The following is a 15,747-nucleotide window of genomic DNA, read 5'->3' as shown; positions in this document are numbered from 1 at the left end:
CCTATCGCCTTCCGTCCGGCGGACTGAGCGCCGCCTGTGTCTGTTCCCGGTCCTTTTCGCGCGAGACCGCCGCGGTCGCGGCCCGGCCGCGCGGACCGTTGAAATATTCCTGAATCCAGGGATGATCGGTCGCCAGCAATTCCTCGATCGTACCCACCGCCGTCACCTTTTTGTCGGCCAGCACCGCCACCCGGTCGCAAATCGAATAGAGCGTATCGAGATCATGGGTGATGAGGAAGACGGTCAGGCCCAGCGTCTGCTGCAATTTGCGCGTCATCTCATCGAACGCCGCCGCGCCGATCGGGTCCAGGCCCGCCGTGGGCTCGTCCAGAAACAACAGGTCGGGGTCCAGCGCCAGCGCACGGGCGAGGCCGGCGCGCTTCTTCATGCCCCCCGACAATTCAGCCGGATATTTGGGGCCTGCTTCGGTCGGCAGGCCGGTCATGCGGATCTTGTAGGCAGCGATCTCGTCGCGCAATTCCGCCCCGATATTGGGATAATATTCGCGGATCGGCACCTCGACATTCTCGGCCACCGTAAGGGTCGAAAAGAGCGCGCCGCCCTGGAACAGCACGCCCCAGCGTTTGCGGATCGCCAGCGCCTCGTCATCCAGCCGCCCGATCATCGATTCGCCAAAGACGTGGATTTCGCCCTCGTCCGGGGTCTGCAAGCCGATGATCGCGCGCATCAGCACCGACTTGCCGGTGCCGGAACCGCCGACCACGCCCAATATCTCGCCCTTGCGCACGTCCAGGTCCAGCCCGTCATGCACCACCTGGTCGCCGAAACTGTTGCGCAGCCCGCGCACCGAGATAGCGATATCCGACGTCTCGACCGCCTGTTCGATCCGCTCTTCCTCGGCGCGCTGAATCTCTTCTTCGCTCATCAGTTCCAGCCTACCCAGGTGAAGAAGACCGCGAAAAAGGCGTCGATCACGATCACCAGGAAGATCGCCTGCACCACGGCCGCGGTGGTGCGCAGGCCGACTTCCTCGGCATTGGCCTTCACCTGCATACCCTGGTAGCAGCCCGACAGCGCGATGATGATGCCGAAGACGGGCGCCTTGATGAGGCCGACCCACAGGTCGGTAATCGGCACGACCTCCCGCAGTCGCTGGATGAAGGTGATGGGCGGAATCTCCAGCGCGATCGCGCAGAGGAAACCGCCGCCGACGACCGCCATCACCGATGCGTAGAAGCCCAGCAGCGGCATCATGATGACGACCGCGAGCGTGCGTGGCAGCACCAGCGCCTCCATCGGCGACACGCCGATGGTGCGCATCGCATCGACCTCTTCGGTCAGCTTCATCGTGCCCAACTGCGCGGCGAAGGCGGAACCGGAACGCCCCGCAACCATGATCGCGGTCATCAGCACGCCCAGTTCCCGGAAGGTCAGCCGGCCGACCAGGTTGATCGTCAGCATCTCCATGCCGAACTGGCGCAACTGCACCGACCCCTGCTGGGCGATGACGATACCTATGAGGAAACTCATCAGGCCGATAATGCCGAGCGCCGACACGCCGACCACCTCGAACCGCTGCACCACCGCATTGATGCGGAAGCGATGTGGATGGCGGATGACGCTCCATGTCGCGATCAGCGTGGCGCCGAAAAAGCCGAGCAGCCCCATCAGGGTCGCGCCGGACGCGATCACCGCTTCGCCAATCTGGCCAACGACGCGACGCAGCGGATGGACATAGGCCGGCCGGATCGGCACCGGCTCGTCCAGTTCGCCGACCGCATGGATCAGGCGGCGCGCATCGTCGCTGGCGCCGGTGACCTCGCAACCCAGCCGCTTGGTCGCGCGATGCACGGTCCAGGCGCCGATCGTATCCATGTGGTCGACAGCGGACAGGTCGATCGCGCCGACCGGTTCCTGCACGGCGTCCAGCCGGTCGGGCAGGTCACCCAGACAGGCGATCGCGAGCGATCCGGAAAGCCGGACCACATTGCTGCCGTCGCGCTGTTCCTCGGCAAGTTCGGCGGCTTTATTCATGCGATGGGATTACTGGTCCATTATCGGTTGCACGGCAAGCCGAAACGGCCCATCCGCAAGCCAGAACGAAGGGCGGACAGAAAAGTTTCGGAAACGGCATGACGACGCACAGGCTGGCCATTTACGACATGGACCGCACGGTGACCTTCAGCGGCACCTATACAGGCTTCCTGATCCATGTGGCGGGGCATATGGCGCCATGGCGACTGGTGCTTTTTCCCTGCGTCATCCTGCTGATGCTCGCCTATGTGGTGAAGCTGATCAGTCGCCAGCGGCTGAAGGAACTGAACCAGGCGCTGATGATCGGCTTCAACGTCGAACGCGCGAAACTGATGCCCCATGTCGAAAGCTATGCCGACCGGGTGATCGCCCGCAACCTGCGCGCCGGCGCGGTGGCGCAGATCGCGCAGGATCGCGCCGACGGCTATACGCTGGTGCTCGCCACCGCCTCCTACCGCCTCTATGTCGAACCGATCGCGCGGCGGCTAGGCTTCGACGCGGTGATCGCCACCGATCATCTGAGCCAGGATCTGCGCTATGTCCGCGCCAAGATCGCGGGCGAAAATTGCTACGACACCGGCAAGCTGCGGATGATCAAGGCATGGATGGCGTCGCAGGCGATCGACCGCGCGCAGGCGCATATCCGCGCCTATTCCGACCATGTCTCCGACGCGCCGATGCTGGAGTTCGCCGATATCCCCTTCGCCTCCAACCCGCACAAGCCGCTGGCCAGGCTGGCGGAGGACCGCGGCTGGACGCGGGTGGACTGGACCTGATCTGGCGGATTAGCCCGTCAACCCGTCGATCGCGGCCCAGCCGTCCGCGCCGATCCCCCGCAACATAGGCCGATGCCCCCGGCGCACGCCGCCCAACGCCATGACCGGCACATCGACCTGCCGCGCCAGGGCGGCGAAGCGCACCCGCCCCAATGCGCGCCCTCCGACATGCGACCGGGTCGGGAAGAGAGGGGAGACGAAGCAAAGATCGGCGCCGGCCCGGCGCGCCGCCACAGCCTCCCGCCCATCATGGACGGCGCGGCTGCGCAACAGGGGGCGGGCCGCCCGACGCGCGTCCCGCCCATGCGCGCCATCGGCCCGCCACGCCACTGCATCGCGCACCGGCCCGGCCAGCATCAGCACCAGCCGCCGCCGCCGCGCGATCGCCTGCAGCGCCGCGAACAGCGCGCGCCGCGCCGCCGGATCGGTCCGGTAATGGCGAAAGACGATGCCGCCGCCACCCTTGGGCAGGCGCGCGGCCGCCGCCAGCAACGCCGCCGGCGCGACCCGCTCGTCGGTCATCAGCCAGAGGGCAGGGCGTTTTTTGCGGTGGCGACCATCCATGGGCTTCGCCTATAGCAGCGCGCATGACCACAGACAGCCTTATCGACGCGGCGCAGCGCCTCGCCACCCTGCGCGACAGCATCGACCGCGCCGCGCGCCTGACGCAGCGCACCGCCGACGACATCCGCCTGATCGCGGTGTCCAAGACCCACGACGCCGACACGATCCGCCCGCTGCTCCATGCCGGGCAACGCCGCTTCGGCGAAAACCGGGTGCAGGAAGCGCAGGAGAAATGGCCCGCGCTGGACGAGGAATTTTCCGCCGTCGAACTGCATCTGGTCGGCCAGCTCCAGTCGAACAAGGCCGCCGACGCCGTCGCGCTGTTCGACGTCATCCACAGCCTCGATCGTCCCTCGCTGCTCACCGCGCTGGCGAAAGCGATGGACGCAGCGGACAAGCGCGTTTCTTGTTTCATCCAGGTCAATATCGGCGCGGAGGCGCAGAAGGGCGGCTGTGCCATAGCGGATCTGCCTGCATTGATCGCAGCGGCGCGCGCCGCCGATATCCCTGTTTTGGGCCTCATGTGCGTCCCGCCGGCCGATATCGAGGCGGCACCCTTCTTCGCGCTCTTGGCGAAGATCGCGCGGGAAGAGGGGCTGGAGCGCCTTTCCATGGGCATGTCGGGCGATTATGAAACCGCCATCATGCTGGGCGCGACCGACATTCGCGTCGGCACGGCGCTGTTTGGGGAAAGGCCATCCCCCGTTCGCCCCGTACCGGCGAGCGGGAGAGGGATGCTCAGAAACTCCCGCGCCTAGAAACTCCCGCGCAGCGTGATGCCATAGGTCCGCGGTTCGGCCAGATAGGCGGAGATGAGCTGGTTCGCCATCGGTGCGCCCAGCGCGAACTGGCCGGTGGTCGATGTGCCCGGACTGCTCGACTGGAGCGGGCTGGAGAAGGCGACCTGGGTATAATTCTGGTTGAAGATATTCTGGCCCCAGAACTCCACCGCCCAGCGCTGGTCCGCACCGCGGATGCCGACGCGGGCATTGACGATGGCATAGCCGTCCTGCCGTTTTTCGGGGAACAGGTCGGACCCGGTATTATAGTCGCTGGTCATGCGGCCATCGACGTAGAAGAGGGCCGACAGGCCCGATGAGCCGATGTCCGGGGTCCACGCGACGCTGGCGGTCGTGACCAGCTTGGGCGCATTGCTGTTGATCGATCCGGGCAGAAGGAACAGCGCGGTGTCCAGCGGCACGCTGCCGTCGCCGCTGCCCACCAGACGGTTGGCGAATTTGGCGCGGGCATAGGTCGCGCCGCCCGACACGCGGAAGTTGCGCGCGGGGGTGACCGACGCTTCCAGTTCCACGCCCTGGCTGATCAGGCCCGGCCCGACATCGCCGCTGTCGCAGGTGCGGGCCGCCGACAGCGCCCCGTCACAGCCATTGATATTCTGCACGACGAAGCTGGTGCCGTTGAAGGTGTTGAGCTGGAAGTTCTTGAACTCCTGCCGGAAGGCGGCGATGTTCACGCTCCATTTGGGCTGGACATATTTCAGGCCCACTTCGAACGAATCCACCTTTTCCGCAGCGAAGCGCAGGCTGGTGACGTCGGCATTGGTGCGCGGCGAGAAGACGGCGGGAATGGCGTTCAGGCCGGTCGATCCGAGCTGGAAACGATCGAGATTATAGCCGCCTGCCTTATAGCCCTTCGAATAGCTGCCATAGAGCAGCAATTCGTCGATCGGCTTCCACGACAGCACCGCCGTGCCGGAAAATTCGCCGTCGCTGATCTTGTCGTTCAGGTCGAGCGCGTTGAGGCCGGTGGACCCGTTGCCCAGGCATCCCAGCGTCAGGATGCCGCCCGCCAGCGTCGCCGCGCTGCCCAGTGCCGGGTTGGTGGCGATGCCGGGCAGGCCCGACGCCTGCAAGGCCGCGCAGGTCGCATTATTATTGTTGAAATCGGCCGAGAAGCGCTTGCTTTCATGGGTGTAGCGCAGGCCCAGCGTCAGATCGAGCCGGTTGGTGATGTGGACGATATTATGGGTGAAGAGCGCCCAATTCTCGCTCTTCTGGCGATAGAGCGACGCGACGTCGCCCGTACCCTCCGGAATTGCGGCCAAAGCGCGCAGGCCATTGCCCAGGCCCGTGGAAATCGCCCCGGCCTGCGCTGCCGCGATCGGCGCGGGCACGCCGCGCGCGATCAGCGCCGCGGTCAGCCCTGCATTGAGCTGTGCCTGCGTGCCGTTGATCAGCGGCTGGGTGGCAAGGCCGCTGCCGCAGGCTGCGAGCTGCGGCGCGGTGAAATTGCTGTTCACGCTGGCCCCCGCCATCAGGCGGCAGGCCGCGAACCGGCCATAATCCGCGCCGAAGCGGATATTGTCCTGCAGCGTCAGCTTCTCATTGGCGTAATAGCCGCCGACCAGCCAGTCGAGCTTGTCGGCGAAGGCCGAACCCTGCAACCGCAATTCCTGCGTGAAGGTCTTGAACTGGCGATAGGTGTTGGGATCGCGGTACAGAAGATCGGCGCGATTATAGTCGTAATCGCCATAGTCGCGGGACTTATAATCGCGATAGGCGGTGATGCTGGTCAGCTTGGCGCCGCCGAAATCATAGTTGATCTCGCCCGACACGCCCCAATCCTTGAGCTTGCTGACATAGTCGCGGCCCGGCGTGACATGGAGTTCGCGATCATAGGGATCGGCCGGGATAACGCTGCCCTGGCCGGCCAGGATCGCGGCGATGCGGTTGAACGGCGCATCGCTGTAACCGCCGCCCGCCACCGGCCGCCTCTCGCGCGCTTCGATATAGGCTGCGCCGCAGCAGCTTTCATCGCGATTGGTGTAATCGCCGATCAGTCGGATGGAGAGCGCGTCGTTCGGTTCGATCAGCGCCTGGCCGCGCAGGAAATAGCGGTCGCGGTCATTGGTGTCGCCGACCGTCTTCCCCGCGCCGTCGACCAGCTTGTAGAAGCCGTCGCGCTTGCTCCACACGCCGTCGAGGCTCAGCGCGATACCCTCGGCCACCGGCCCGGTGACGCGGCCCGACAGGCGCCAATAGTCATAATTGCCATAGGTGATCTCACCCTTGGCATGGAAGCTGTTTTCCGGCGCCTTGCTGATGATGTTGATCAGGCCCGCCGACGCATTGCGGCCAAACAGCGTGCCCTGCGGCCCGCGCAGCACCTCGACCCGTTCGATCTCGCCCAGTTCGTTGAGGCCCGCACCGGTGCGCGAGCGATAGACGCCGTCGATGAACACCGCGACCGAGCTTTCCAGGCCGGGATTGTCGCCAACCGTGCCGATGCCGCGGATGCGGGCGGAGGCATTGGCTTCGGACCCGGTGGAGGAGACGAGCAGCGATGGAGCCAGCTGGTTCAGCGTGCGGATGTCGCTCGCGCCGCTATTCTGCATCGCCTGCGCGCCCACCGCAGACACCGCGATGGGCACGTCGGACAGGGGGCTGGCGCGGCGGGTGGCGGTGACGATGATGTTCGCGCCCATATCGTCCACGACCGGCTGCGGCGCCGTCCCGTCCTGCATTCCGTCCTGCGCCTGCGCGGCGGATGCGCCCATGACCAATGCGGCGATGGCGGCAGATGTCCAGAGACTCTTGTCTGTCATGATGGGTCTATCCTCTCCTGGTCCGCACGACTTTTCGCCGCGTCGGAACTGTGGGTGATTATGCGGACACAGCAGGGCGAAGGCAATAGAGCCCAGCTTTTCTGCGCCTTTTGGCGCAGCCGACGGCCGAATGATCCGGCTCTGTTGCCTATCGGCAACGGCTTAATATCTGCTTTCCGTAACGTCGCCTTACGATAAGGGAAAGCGCAGCAACCGGTCGGCGACCGGCACCAGAGCGGCGGCTCCCGGTCCCACGGCGCGGCGAATCTCTCCATGTCCGGCATCCAGACCCCCTGTCAGCGCGCCGAGCGCAGGCAGGATCAGCTTGGTCGCCGATCCTACGAAGCACCGCCGCGACACATGCCGACCGCGCAGCGACAGGCGCAGCTTGGGATGGAAATGGCCGGATATTTCGGGGCGCGGATCGTCCGCCTCCGCCTCATGCCGCAGCCATATCCCCTCGACCTGCGCTTCCGCTACCCGCCGTCCCCCCGGCATGTCCGCGACACCGACGTCATGATTGCCGGTAATCCAGGTCCAGTCCAGCCTTTCCGTAAGGGAAAATAGTCTTTTTCGGGGCGAGGGATCGAGCCGGGCGGCGCCGTCGGCGTCGTGGAAGCTGTCGCCCAGGGACCAGACCGCCTGCGCGCCCGTGCGTTCCACAAGCGCCTCGATCACGTCCAGCGTCGCTTCACTGTCATGCGGCGGCAGGAACTGGCCGAAGCGCGCATACCAGCTCGCCTTCTCGAAATGCAGGTCGGCGACCAGCAGCGCCCGCTGCGCCGGCCAGTAGAGCGCGGCTTCGGGCAGCGCCATGAAAGCGTGGCCTGCGAACGAAAGGGGAACCATCGCCCGGCTATGCGCCTCTATGCTGCGGCTTTCAAGAGGCGCTGCAAAGGCCTATAGGCGCTGGCCATGTCCTCGAGCCCATCTATTTACACCGTCGCTGCCCTCTATTGTTTCGCCCGCTTTCCCGATCCGCAGGCGCTGGCCGCAGATCTGCGCGCGCGCTGCGCCGATCTGGGCACGTGCGGCACGCTGATCCTGGCCGGGGAGGGGATCAACGGCACGGTCGCGGGCGATGCGGGCGCTATCATGGCTTTAATCGGGCATATCCGCACCCTGCCTGGCTGCACCGACGCCGACGTCAAATATTCCTGGGCCGATGCCGCGCCCTTCGCCCGGATGAAGGTGAAGGTGAAGGCGGAGATCGTGACGCTGGGCGTGGGCGATCTCGACCCGGCGACGCAGGCCGGCACCCATCTCGACCCGGCCGACTGGAACGCGCTGATCGCCGATCCCGATACCGTCGTCATCGACACCCGCAACGCCTATGAAGTGGCGGTTGGCACCTTCCAAGGCGCGATCGACCCGGAAACCCGGTCCTTCCGCGAATTTCCCGACTGGTTCGACGCCTTCGCCGCGGACCTGAAGGCGCAGGGCCGCAGCCCGAAGATCGCGATGTTCTGCACCGGCGGCATACGCTGCGAAAAATCCACCGCGCTGGTCAAGGCGCGCGGCTTTGCCGACGTCTATCACCTCAAGGGCGGCATCTTGCGCTATCTGGAGGAGATGCCCGAAGCCGACAGCCGCTGGCAGGGCGATTGCTATGTCTTCGACGAGCGGGTCGCGGTCGGCCATGGCCTCCAACCCGGCGACTATGTCACCTGCCGCGATTGCGGCCTGCCCCATCTGCGCGATGCGGCGCATGACTGTCCGGGCGACGAGTCCGGTGTTTGGCCGCACCGGGGTTAAGCGGACGTCTCCACCAGTTCCGCTATCTCGAAATCATAGCGTTTCCATCCCCGCATCTTCGCCCCTTCCGCTGCGGCGGCGCGCTTCTTCTTCGCCTCCGCCAGCGAGCGGACATGGCCCCAGAAGACCTCGGTCTTGCCATTGTCCAGCACCGCGACGATCCGCCAATAATGGGTGAAGGGATCGGCGGTAGGCCCGATCGTCTTGACATAGCCGTCCGCCATGGTGGCGGTCAGGTAACGCTTCCTGCGGGCCATGCGTCAGCCCCGATAGCGATGCAGGCCCGCGCCATGCGCACGCAGCCATGCCCGCGCCGGGCGCGGGTCCGCGCCATAGATCCGCTTATGCGCCGCATGAAAGGCGGGGCTGTGATCCATGTGCAGCAGATGCGCCAGTTCATGCGCCACGGTCGCCCTGCGCACCTCGGGCGGGGCCAGGATCAGCCGCCAGCTATAGCGGATGGCCCCGGACGAGGCGCAACTGCCCCAGCGGCTGCGGGTATCGCCCACGCCGACCGATGCAACGATCAGCCCATGCTCGCGCGCGATTTCGTGGCTTTCGGTCTCCAGCACCGCCCTGGCGCGGCTGACGAGCCAGCGCTGCACTCGCGCGCCCACTGATTCCGCCGCGCCGCCCAGCAGCAGCCGGTCGCCCTCCAGTCGGATCGTTCGGGTCGCGCCCGCGACCCAGTGGATCGTCACCTCGCGCCCCTCCAGCGGGAAGACCGCACCATGGTCGAGCCGTGTGACAGCGGGCTGCCTGGCCATCTGGGCGCGCACCCAGCCTTCATGATCCTGCGCCCAGCCGAGCGCCTTTTTCAGGTTTGCCCGCGCCGGCAGCGACAGGCGCAACGCCCCGCGCGTGCTGTCGATCGTCAGCCGGTAGGCCCGCGCCCGCGCCGATCGGCGCACCAGCACCGGCATGGCCACGCCATCGATCAGGATCGCCGCATCGGGATCAGAGTTCGCGGTCGACAAGATGGTTTTCCCAATCGCCCGCATCGGCCTCCGCGATCGTCCAGCCGCGCACCGATTCCTGCGCCCGATGCACCGCTTCCCGGTCGCCGCAGATCACATAATGCCAGTCAGGCAGCGGCAGTCCCTCTTCACGCAGCCGGTAGGCGCATGTTCTGGGCAGCCAGCCGATCTGCCTGACCTTGGCCGGGGTCAGCCGCACGCAATCCGGGACGAACGTTCGCCGGTCCTTGTAATTGCTGCATTGCCCGCTCTGCCGGTCGAGCAGGCGACAGGCGACATTGGTCGGATAGATCCGCCCCGTCTCCTCATCCTCGGCCTTGTGCAGACAGCATTTGCCGCAGCCATCGCACAGGGCTTCCCACTCGGCCTTGTCGAGCTTGTTAAGCGGTTTTTCCCAGAAGTGCGTCACTTGACCCATTTTTCCAGGAAGGCGACCACTTTGTCCGGCGCGCCTTCGTCCACGTCCGCCGTGGCGGGATCGTCCACCGGCACCAGCGCCACCGGCTTGCCCTCGCCGTCGAACAGATAGGGGGTGCGGCTGTGGCTGACCATATAGTCGCTCGCGCCCCCGGCCTTTCCAGACCCTTCCTCGGGATTATAGATCACCACGAAATCCTTGGCGACCTTGGCGATCTGATCCTTTGTGCCGGTGAGGCCGATCAGGCGCGGATGGAAGGCCGCGACATAGGTTTTGAGCACGGCGGGCGTATCGCGTTGCGGATCGACGCTGATGAGCATCGGCTGGACCCTGGCGGCCAGGGCCGGCCTGTCCTTCTCGAATTGCGCGAACCCTTGCATGATCCGTTGCAGATCGACCGGGCAGACGTCCGGGCAATAGGTATAGCCGAAATAGACCAGCCGATACTGGCCCTTATAATCGTCCCAATGGGTCGGCTTGCCGTCCTGGTTGGTCAGGGTGAAGGGCGCGCCGATCCGCGCGCCGATCAATTCGCCCTGTTCGCTGTCGCCGCTTGATGCATTCCCGCCAGCACCCATATTGCAGGCAGCCAGCAAGGCGAGGAAGGGCAGGGCGATGGAAGGCAGGATGGATGGGGCGACGTCTTTGTTCATGGCATGGCCAGCCATGCCCTGCTAGGACGCGATTTGCAAATGCAACGGGGCGCATGATGAAGACGAAGCTTTTTTCCGCATTGCTGGGTTCGCTGGCGCTGGCGCTGCTGGTTCCCGGTCCCGCCCAGGCGCAATTTTCGGACAATTACAATTTTCTGAAGGCGGTGAAGGACAAGGATGGGGAGAAGGTCACCAACCTGCTCCAGAAACCCGGCTCCACCGTCATCAACAGCCGCGACGTATCGACCGGCGAAAATGCGCTGCACATCCTCGTCGCCCGGCGCGATGGAACCTGGCTGACCTTCCTGTTGTCGAAGGGCGCCAATCCCAACCTGACCGACAATGACGGCAACAGCCCGCTGATGGATGCGGTGCAGGGCCGGTTCGAGGAAGGCGTGCGCACGCTGCTCGCCTACAAGGCGCAGGTCGACAAGGTGAATGACAGCGGCGAAACCCCGCTGATCCGCGCGGTGCAGCTGCGCGACGTCGGTCTGGTCCGCCTGCTGGTGGCGCAGGGCGCCAATCCGGAGAAGCGCGACACCATCGCCGGCATGTCCGCCCGCGACTATGCCAAGCGCGACGGCCGCACCCCCGGCCTCACCGAAGCGCTCGACGCCGCCAAACCCGCAGCCGCGCCCAAGGGGCCGGTACAAGGCCCGGTGTTTTAGGGGACGCGGAAGGTCGGCTTTACCCAACGTCATGCCAGCGAAGGTCGTTAAGAGGCGCGTGACTCTCAACGACCTTCGCAGGAGTTACGACAGTCGGTGACCAAGAATGGTCGTCTATGGCCTTCAACCTCCCCAGCCCAGCTCGGCCGCATGGTCCGGATCGCTGAGCGCCGTCAACCGCCGGGCGGCGCGCCGGGCGAAGCGCAGCGTCTCCGCCTTGCGCCGAGCCGCCGCCAGCGGCTCCACCGGGGCCGGGCGCACCAGTTCAGCGTCATATTGGTCCGCGACGATCAGACCAGTGCGCGTCGGCCACAGCGCCTCGCTCTCGAACGGGCCAAGGTCGAACCCCGCCGGCACCGCCCAGAAGAAGCGGTCGCAATAGTCGAAATAGTCGGGCCATTTCATGTCGCCCAGCAGATCGGCGCGGCTGCACTTGATCTCGACGATGGTCAGCCGTCCCGCGCCGTCGATCGCCATGATGTCGGCGCGGCGCCCGTTGGGCAGCGGCACTTCCAATATACCGCTCATGTCGTGGCGGAAGAAGAGCCGCAACGTGCCGCGCGCCACCGCCATTGCGGTGCCGTCGGTCAGCGGCGAACAGGTGTCGACAGGGGCGCTATTCATCGGCCCATCTTAGAACAGGACAGGAACAAATGAAAAGGCCGATTCGGACGAACCGAACCGGCCTGACGCTTTCGCTATCGCGAACCGGCGCGTTCCCGCGCCCGCTCCTCACCGATAGAAGATATGATTGTCGATCATCGCCAGCTTGGCCTTGCCCCAGCCCGGCGAAACCCGGCGGGCGTGGAAGAAGAGCGCGCCTTCCGCGCGGCTGTCCCAGCTGTCGTTCATCGCGATCTGGGCGATGGCGACGGCTTCGCGCCAGCTACGGCTGTCGGCGCGTACGGCCGGCATCGAATGGCCCCGCACGAAGCTGAACTGGCTGGGCTGATAGACGACGCCGCACAGGCTGTCGGCGAAGCGGCCGGACTTGGCCCGGTTGATGATGACGCGGGCGACGGCCAGCTGGCCTTCCAGGCTTTCGCCCTTGGATTCGAAATAGACCGCGCCGGCCAGGCAATGCATGTCGCCTTCCAGCTCCTCGGGTGCGCCCTGGGCGTCGACCAGAGCAGCGAGGCTGGTTGCCTGCGTGTCGGAATCGGTGGAAAATTCGGTTGTGGCCTTGTTGGCCGATGCCAGCGGCTGCGTGACTTCACGCGGCGCGGCGAAAATGACGGCGGACTGCGCGCCAGTCGGAGACGTTTGCGGGAACGTCCGGGGGAGAGAGGTGGCCGTGGCGATCGATTCGCCAGCGATCGACATGTCGGACGTCGTGACCGCCGCGGCGGCGGACAGGGCAAAGGCTGCGGCGATGGCAGCTTTCAGACGAAAACTCATTACTACTCAAAAACATGCGGTTATTGGCCAGCAACGTCGTTTTCAATACATATTCTATGACGTTCGGCCGCCCCCCGTCTGCGTGTTTACCGGCCCCGCCCCCCAATGGGCGAATTCGGCAACCTGCGCGTTGGCGTGGGCGGCCTGTGCCCAAACCATTGCGATGAGTCAACGATCAGCAGAGTGTTTCAGCGGCAAACCGTTCCGCTTCCGGGATGTCGAGTTCTATTATCCACAGGTCGGGGTCCGACCTGCGCCGGCGCGCCACATAAAGGGCGAGCGCCTCAGACCCCTCTTCGACCGAAGGACCACAGCGCATCAACGCATGACCCCCAGCAAAGTTCGACACCCGCTCGAAAAGACCCGATTCCTGGCCTTTCTCCATGGTCTGGACCAGAATCACACCGCTGATCGCGTCGCCTCTTACCAGGATCGTGGCAAAGCCGCCCGCGGCCGCGACCCGCCGCCGCAATGCACCCACCAGCATTGCGCTGGTAAGCCGGGCTTCAGGCGCCATAGCCCGGCAGCGAGGAGAGCGGAAATTGCGATCGCATGAAGGTGCCGGTGCCGCGCCCGACCTCTTCGCCATCGGAATCGATCAGGCTCGCTTCGGCGACATAGACCCGGCGCTTGCCGCTGATCCAGCGGCCCTCGGCGCGAATCCGGCCCGGCGCGATCGGACGGGTGAACAGCAGGTTGAAGGCGGTGGTCAGCAGGAAACGGTCGCTGACCAGGCTGTTGGCGGCATAAAAGGCCGCATCGTCCAGCATCTTGAAATAGACGGTGCCATGTACCGCGCCCGCGGCGTGGAACTGGCTTTCGTCGACGTCGAAATCGATCACAGAGCGGCCCGGTTCACGGATGGTGAGGTCCGACCGGAACAGCCGGTTTATCGGCGCCGAACGATAGAGATTCTCCAGTGCGCGAAAATGCGCCGCTTCGCCGCTCGCGCCGCTGCCGGGGTGCAGCTCAGGCTGCGTCACGCGCCCCGCCGCCCGCCAGCAGCGCATGGAGCGCGCCGGTCGACTGAGCGCCGCGCAGCCGGGCCACCTGGCCTTCATCGCGCAGATAGCGCGACACGCGCGCCAGCGTCTTCAAATGCTCCGCGCCACTGTCCACCGGCGACAACAGGGCGAAGACGACGTCGACCGGCGCCTCGTCCACCGCGTCGAACGGCACCGCCGGATCGAGCAGCACGACTACGCCGCACATCTTGGACAGGCCAGCGATCTTCGCATGGGGAATGGCGACGCCGCCGCCAAAGCCGGTCGACCCCAGCCGCTCACGCTCGAACAGGGCGTCACCGACTTCGTCGGCATCCAGATCATAGGCGCAGGCGGCCAGCCCGGCGATCTTCTGGAACAATTGTTTCTTGCCGTTCGCCGACAGGCCCGTGGCGAGCGCTTCGGGCGAAACGATGTCGTTGAAATGAACCATGGTCAATCCGAAACGGCCGAGCCGCGCGGGCGAAGTCTTCGCGCTTTCCTCGGACAATGAAAGCCCGGCCCCATAAGCCGCCCGCACCATCAGGTCAACAGGCGGCCGGGGCCGGGCGTGGGGTCAGCCGCGCGGACCGACCCAGTCACCACCCATGGCGTCAGCCACGGGGCTCGACCCATCCAATGGTCCCGTCATGGCGACGATAGACCATGTTATAGGCCGATGTGCCGGCATTAAGGAACAACAGCGCATTGGTGTTGCGCAGGTCCAGCATCATCACTGCGTCCGAAACGCTGGCTTCGGGAATGTCGACGCGGGTTTCCGCCACGATCAGCGGCGCATCGGCGGCTTCTTCCTCGTCCTCCGCATGACCGGCGAAGATGGTGTAGCCGGCGCCGTCGATATCATCGACGCTATAACCGTTGGTCCGCTGTGCTTCGGCTGCGGCCGCCTGACTGCTGCGATCCTTGAGGCGGCGCATATAGCGACGCAATTGCTTTTCGATACGGTCGGACGCCTGGTCGAAGGATGGATGCGCCTCCTGCGCTTCGCCGGCTCCTTTCAGGATCAGGCCGGTCATGACATGGCACACGATATCGCAGTGGAAGGCGCCATGGGGCGCCTTGCGAAAGGTCACATGAGCGGAAATCGTGCGGGAGAAATATTTCTCGGCCATCGCCTCCAAACGGTCGGTGACATGGCTCTTGAGCGCCTCACCCGTTTCGACCTGATGCCCGGAAATGCGAATGTCCATATGCCTTCTCCTTATTCTTGCCGGGTCGCCAGGAAGGCGACCCGGTTGGTGTGGAGACATGAGGACCAGTCAGGGACCGGCTTGTCTCAGGCCTCCTCCAGCCAGAGCGGCTTGGTGAGCGTCGCGATGAACGCCGCATGCCGTTCCAGCTCCTGCGCGCTGGCTGTAAAGACGCGTGCAGGACGAACAGGGCGAACCACGGCGCCAGCCGACAGTTCCACCCCGACGATCTCTTTCTCTTCCTCCTGTGCCAGACCCAGGCCGATCTGACGGCCGCCGGTCAGTTCGATATAAAGTTGCGCCAGCAATTCGGCGTCGAGCAGAGCGCCATGCTTGACGCGATGGCTGCGGTCGATGCCGTAGCGGGTGCAGAGCGCGTCCAGGCTGTGCTTGGCGCCGGGATGCAGCGTCCGGGCGATCGCCACCGTATCGATCATGCGATCCATCGACACGTCGGCATGGCCGCAGCGCCGCAATTCATGATTGAGGAAGCCGAAGTCGAACCGCGCATTATGCGCGACCAGCGGACTATCCTCCAGAAAGGCGAGCAGGTCGGCGGCGCCGGTGTGGAACAGCGGCTTGTCCGACAGGAAATGGCTCGACAGGCCATGCACTGCTTCGGCGGCGGCGGGCATATCGCGTTGCGGATTATAATAAGCGTGGAAGGTGCGACCGGACGGCACCCGGTTGATCAGTTCGATGCAGCCGATCTCGACCAGCCTGTCGCCGGACGCCGGATCGAATCCTGTCGTTTCGGTGTCGAAAATGATCTCGCGCATCGCCC

The 15,747-nt window shown here is 65.3% G+C and carries 20 protein-coding genes; 4 read left to right on the top strand and 16 right to left on the bottom strand.

Annotation, left to right across the window (positions count from 1 at the left end):
* Position 1: 1 nt before the first annotated feature.
* Positions 2 to 886, bottom strand: coding sequence for an ABC transporter ATP-binding protein (locus K9B33_RS03300; protein WP_224546633.1), 885 nt, complete (start codon positions 884 to 886; stop codon positions 2 to 4).
* Positions 886 to 1,995, bottom strand: coding sequence for an MlaE family lipid ABC transporter permease subunit (locus K9B33_RS03295; protein WP_224546632.1), 1,110 nt, complete (start codon positions 1,993 to 1,995; stop codon positions 886 to 888). Before K9B33_RS03295 ends, K9B33_RS03300 begins: the two co-directional genes overlap by 1 nt.
* A gap of 98 nt (positions 1,996 to 2,093) precedes the next feature.
* Here K9B33_RS03295 and K9B33_RS03290 point away from each other — a divergent pair, with 98 nt between their 5' ends.
* A complete protein-coding gene (locus K9B33_RS03290) occupies positions 2,094 to 2,771 on the top strand; it encodes an HAD family hydrolase (protein ID WP_263499448.1) in 678 nt (225 codons plus the stop codon).
* Between the two features lie 9 nt (positions 2,772 to 2,780).
* Here K9B33_RS03290 and K9B33_RS03285 read toward each other — a convergent pair whose 3' ends face one another.
* Positions 2,781 to 3,335: a thiamine phosphate synthase gene (locus tag K9B33_RS03285; protein ID WP_224546630.1), complete on the bottom strand. Its 555-nt coding sequence runs from the start codon at positions 3,333 to 3,335 to the stop codon at positions 2,781 to 2,783.
* A 23-nt stretch (positions 3,336 to 3,358) separates the two neighbouring features.
* Here K9B33_RS03285 and K9B33_RS03280 point away from each other — a divergent pair, with 23 nt between their 5' ends.
* Complete coding sequence (locus tag K9B33_RS03280; RefSeq protein ID WP_224546628.1) at positions 3,359 to 4,093, top strand: YggS family pyridoxal phosphate-dependent enzyme; 735 nt, start codon at positions 3,359 to 3,361, stop codon at positions 4,091 to 4,093.
* On the opposite strand, the gene K9B33_RS03275 is transcribed toward K9B33_RS03280, so the two are convergent.
* Both K9B33_RS03275 and pdeM read right to left on the bottom strand, forming a co-directional pair.
* Complete coding sequence (locus K9B33_RS03275) at positions 4,090 to 6,900, bottom strand: TonB-dependent receptor (protein WP_224546626.1); 2,811 nt, start codon at positions 6,898 to 6,900, stop codon at positions 4,090 to 4,092. The two genes, K9B33_RS03280 and K9B33_RS03275, sit on opposite strands and share 4 nt — an antisense overlap.
* Before the next feature lie 189 nt (positions 6,901 to 7,089).
* Positions 7,090 to 7,749 carry a ligase-associated DNA damage response endonuclease PdeM gene (pdeM, locus tag K9B33_RS03270; RefSeq protein ID WP_224546625.1) on the bottom strand — a complete coding sequence of 220 codons (660 nt, stop codon included), beginning with the start codon at positions 7,747 to 7,749 and terminating at the stop codon, positions 7,090 to 7,092.
* Positions 7,750 to 7,815: 66 nt separating this feature from the next.
* On the opposite strand from pdeM, the gene K9B33_RS03265 reads away from it, so the two are divergent.
* Positions 7,816 to 8,655, top strand: coding sequence for a rhodanese-related sulfurtransferase (locus K9B33_RS03265; RefSeq protein WP_224546624.1), 840 nt, complete (start codon positions 7,816 to 7,818; stop codon positions 8,653 to 8,655).
* On the opposite strand, the gene K9B33_RS03260 is transcribed toward K9B33_RS03265, so the two are convergent.
* Genes K9B33_RS03260 through K9B33_RS03245 form a run of 4 tightly spaced genes read right to left on the bottom strand, consistent with a single transcriptional unit; the run spans position 8,652 to position 10,718 of the window.
* Positions 8,652 to 8,912, bottom strand: a complete 261-nt coding sequence (locus K9B33_RS03260) for a hypothetical protein (RefSeq protein ID WP_224546623.1) — start codon at positions 8,910 to 8,912, stop codon at positions 8,652 to 8,654. The two genes, K9B33_RS03265 and K9B33_RS03260, sit on opposite strands and share 4 nt — an antisense overlap.
* Positions 8,913 to 8,915: 3 nt before the next feature.
* Positions 8,916 to 9,656, bottom strand: a complete 741-nt coding sequence (locus K9B33_RS03255) for a M48 family metallopeptidase (RefSeq protein ID WP_411973981.1) — start codon at positions 9,654 to 9,656, stop codon at positions 8,916 to 8,918.
* Positions 9,613 to 10,050, bottom strand: a complete 438-nt coding sequence (locus K9B33_RS03250; protein ID WP_224546621.1) for a YcgN family cysteine cluster protein — start codon at positions 10,048 to 10,050, stop codon at positions 9,613 to 9,615. Before K9B33_RS03250 ends, K9B33_RS03255 begins: the two co-directional genes overlap by 44 nt.
* Positions 10,038 to 10,718, bottom strand: a complete 681-nt coding sequence (locus K9B33_RS03245; protein ID WP_224546620.1) for an SCO family protein — start codon at positions 10,716 to 10,718, stop codon at positions 10,038 to 10,040. The genes K9B33_RS03250 and K9B33_RS03245 overlap by 13 nt, the downstream gene beginning before the upstream one ends.
* A gap of 38 nt (positions 10,719 to 10,756) precedes the next feature.
* Here K9B33_RS03245 and K9B33_RS03240 point away from each other — a divergent pair, with 38 nt between their 5' ends.
* A complete protein-coding gene (locus tag K9B33_RS03240; protein WP_390902371.1) occupies positions 10,757 to 11,371 on the top strand; it encodes an ankyrin repeat domain-containing protein in 615 nt (204 codons plus the stop codon).
* A gap of 123 nt (positions 11,372 to 11,494) precedes the next feature.
* Here the strand turns inward: K9B33_RS03240 and K9B33_RS03235 are convergent, their stop codons facing one another.
* The 7 genes from K9B33_RS03235 to dnaQ form a co-directional block, all read right to left on the bottom strand.
* Positions 11,495 to 11,995: an MmcB family DNA repair protein gene (locus K9B33_RS03235; RefSeq protein ID WP_224546619.1), complete on the bottom strand. Its 501-nt coding sequence runs from the start codon at positions 11,993 to 11,995 to the stop codon at positions 11,495 to 11,497.
* A 108-nt stretch (positions 11,996 to 12,103) separates the two neighbouring features.
* Positions 12,104 to 12,769 carry a cell wall hydrolase gene (locus tag K9B33_RS03230; protein WP_224546618.1) on the bottom strand — a complete coding sequence of 222 codons (666 nt, stop codon included), beginning with the start codon at positions 12,767 to 12,769 and terminating at the stop codon, positions 12,104 to 12,106.
* Between the two features lie 175 nt (positions 12,770 to 12,944).
* Positions 12,945 to 13,256 carry a DUF1491 family protein gene (locus tag K9B33_RS03225; protein ID WP_411973980.1) on the bottom strand — a complete coding sequence of 104 codons (312 nt, stop codon included), beginning with the start codon at positions 13,254 to 13,256 and terminating at the stop codon, positions 12,945 to 12,947.
* Positions 13,257 to 13,275: 19 nt separating this feature from the next.
* The gene (locus tag K9B33_RS03220; protein WP_224546615.1) at positions 13,276 to 13,779 is read right to left on the bottom strand and encodes a PaaI family thioesterase; all 504 of its coding nucleotides are present in this window, start codon (positions 13,777 to 13,779) and stop codon (positions 13,276 to 13,278) included.
* On the bottom strand, positions 13,739 to 14,206 hold the full coding sequence (locus tag K9B33_RS03215) for a PTS sugar transporter subunit IIA (RefSeq protein ID WP_224546613.1): 468 nt from the start codon (positions 14,204 to 14,206) through the stop codon (positions 13,739 to 13,741). The genes K9B33_RS03220 and K9B33_RS03215 overlap by 41 nt, the downstream gene beginning before the upstream one ends.
* Before the next feature lie 160 nt (positions 14,207 to 14,366).
* A complete protein-coding gene (gene hpf, locus K9B33_RS03210; protein WP_224546612.1) occupies positions 14,367 to 14,963 on the bottom strand; it encodes a ribosome hibernation-promoting factor, HPF/YfiA family in 597 nt (198 codons plus the stop codon).
* Between the two features lie 86 nt (positions 14,964 to 15,049).
* Positions 15,050 to 15,742 carry a DNA polymerase III subunit epsilon gene (gene dnaQ, locus K9B33_RS03205; RefSeq protein ID WP_224546611.1) on the bottom strand — a complete coding sequence of 231 codons (693 nt, stop codon included), beginning with the start codon at positions 15,740 to 15,742 and terminating at the stop codon, positions 15,050 to 15,052.
* Positions 15,743 to 15,747: the final 5 nt, after the last annotated feature.

Source organism: Sphingobium sp. 3R8 (assembly GCF_020166615.1).
GTDB classification, from domain to species: domain Bacteria; phylum Pseudomonadota; class Alphaproteobacteria; order Sphingomonadales; family Sphingomonadaceae; genus Sphingobium; species Sphingobium bisphenolicum.
This window is presented reverse-complemented; position numbering and strand designations above follow the sequence as displayed.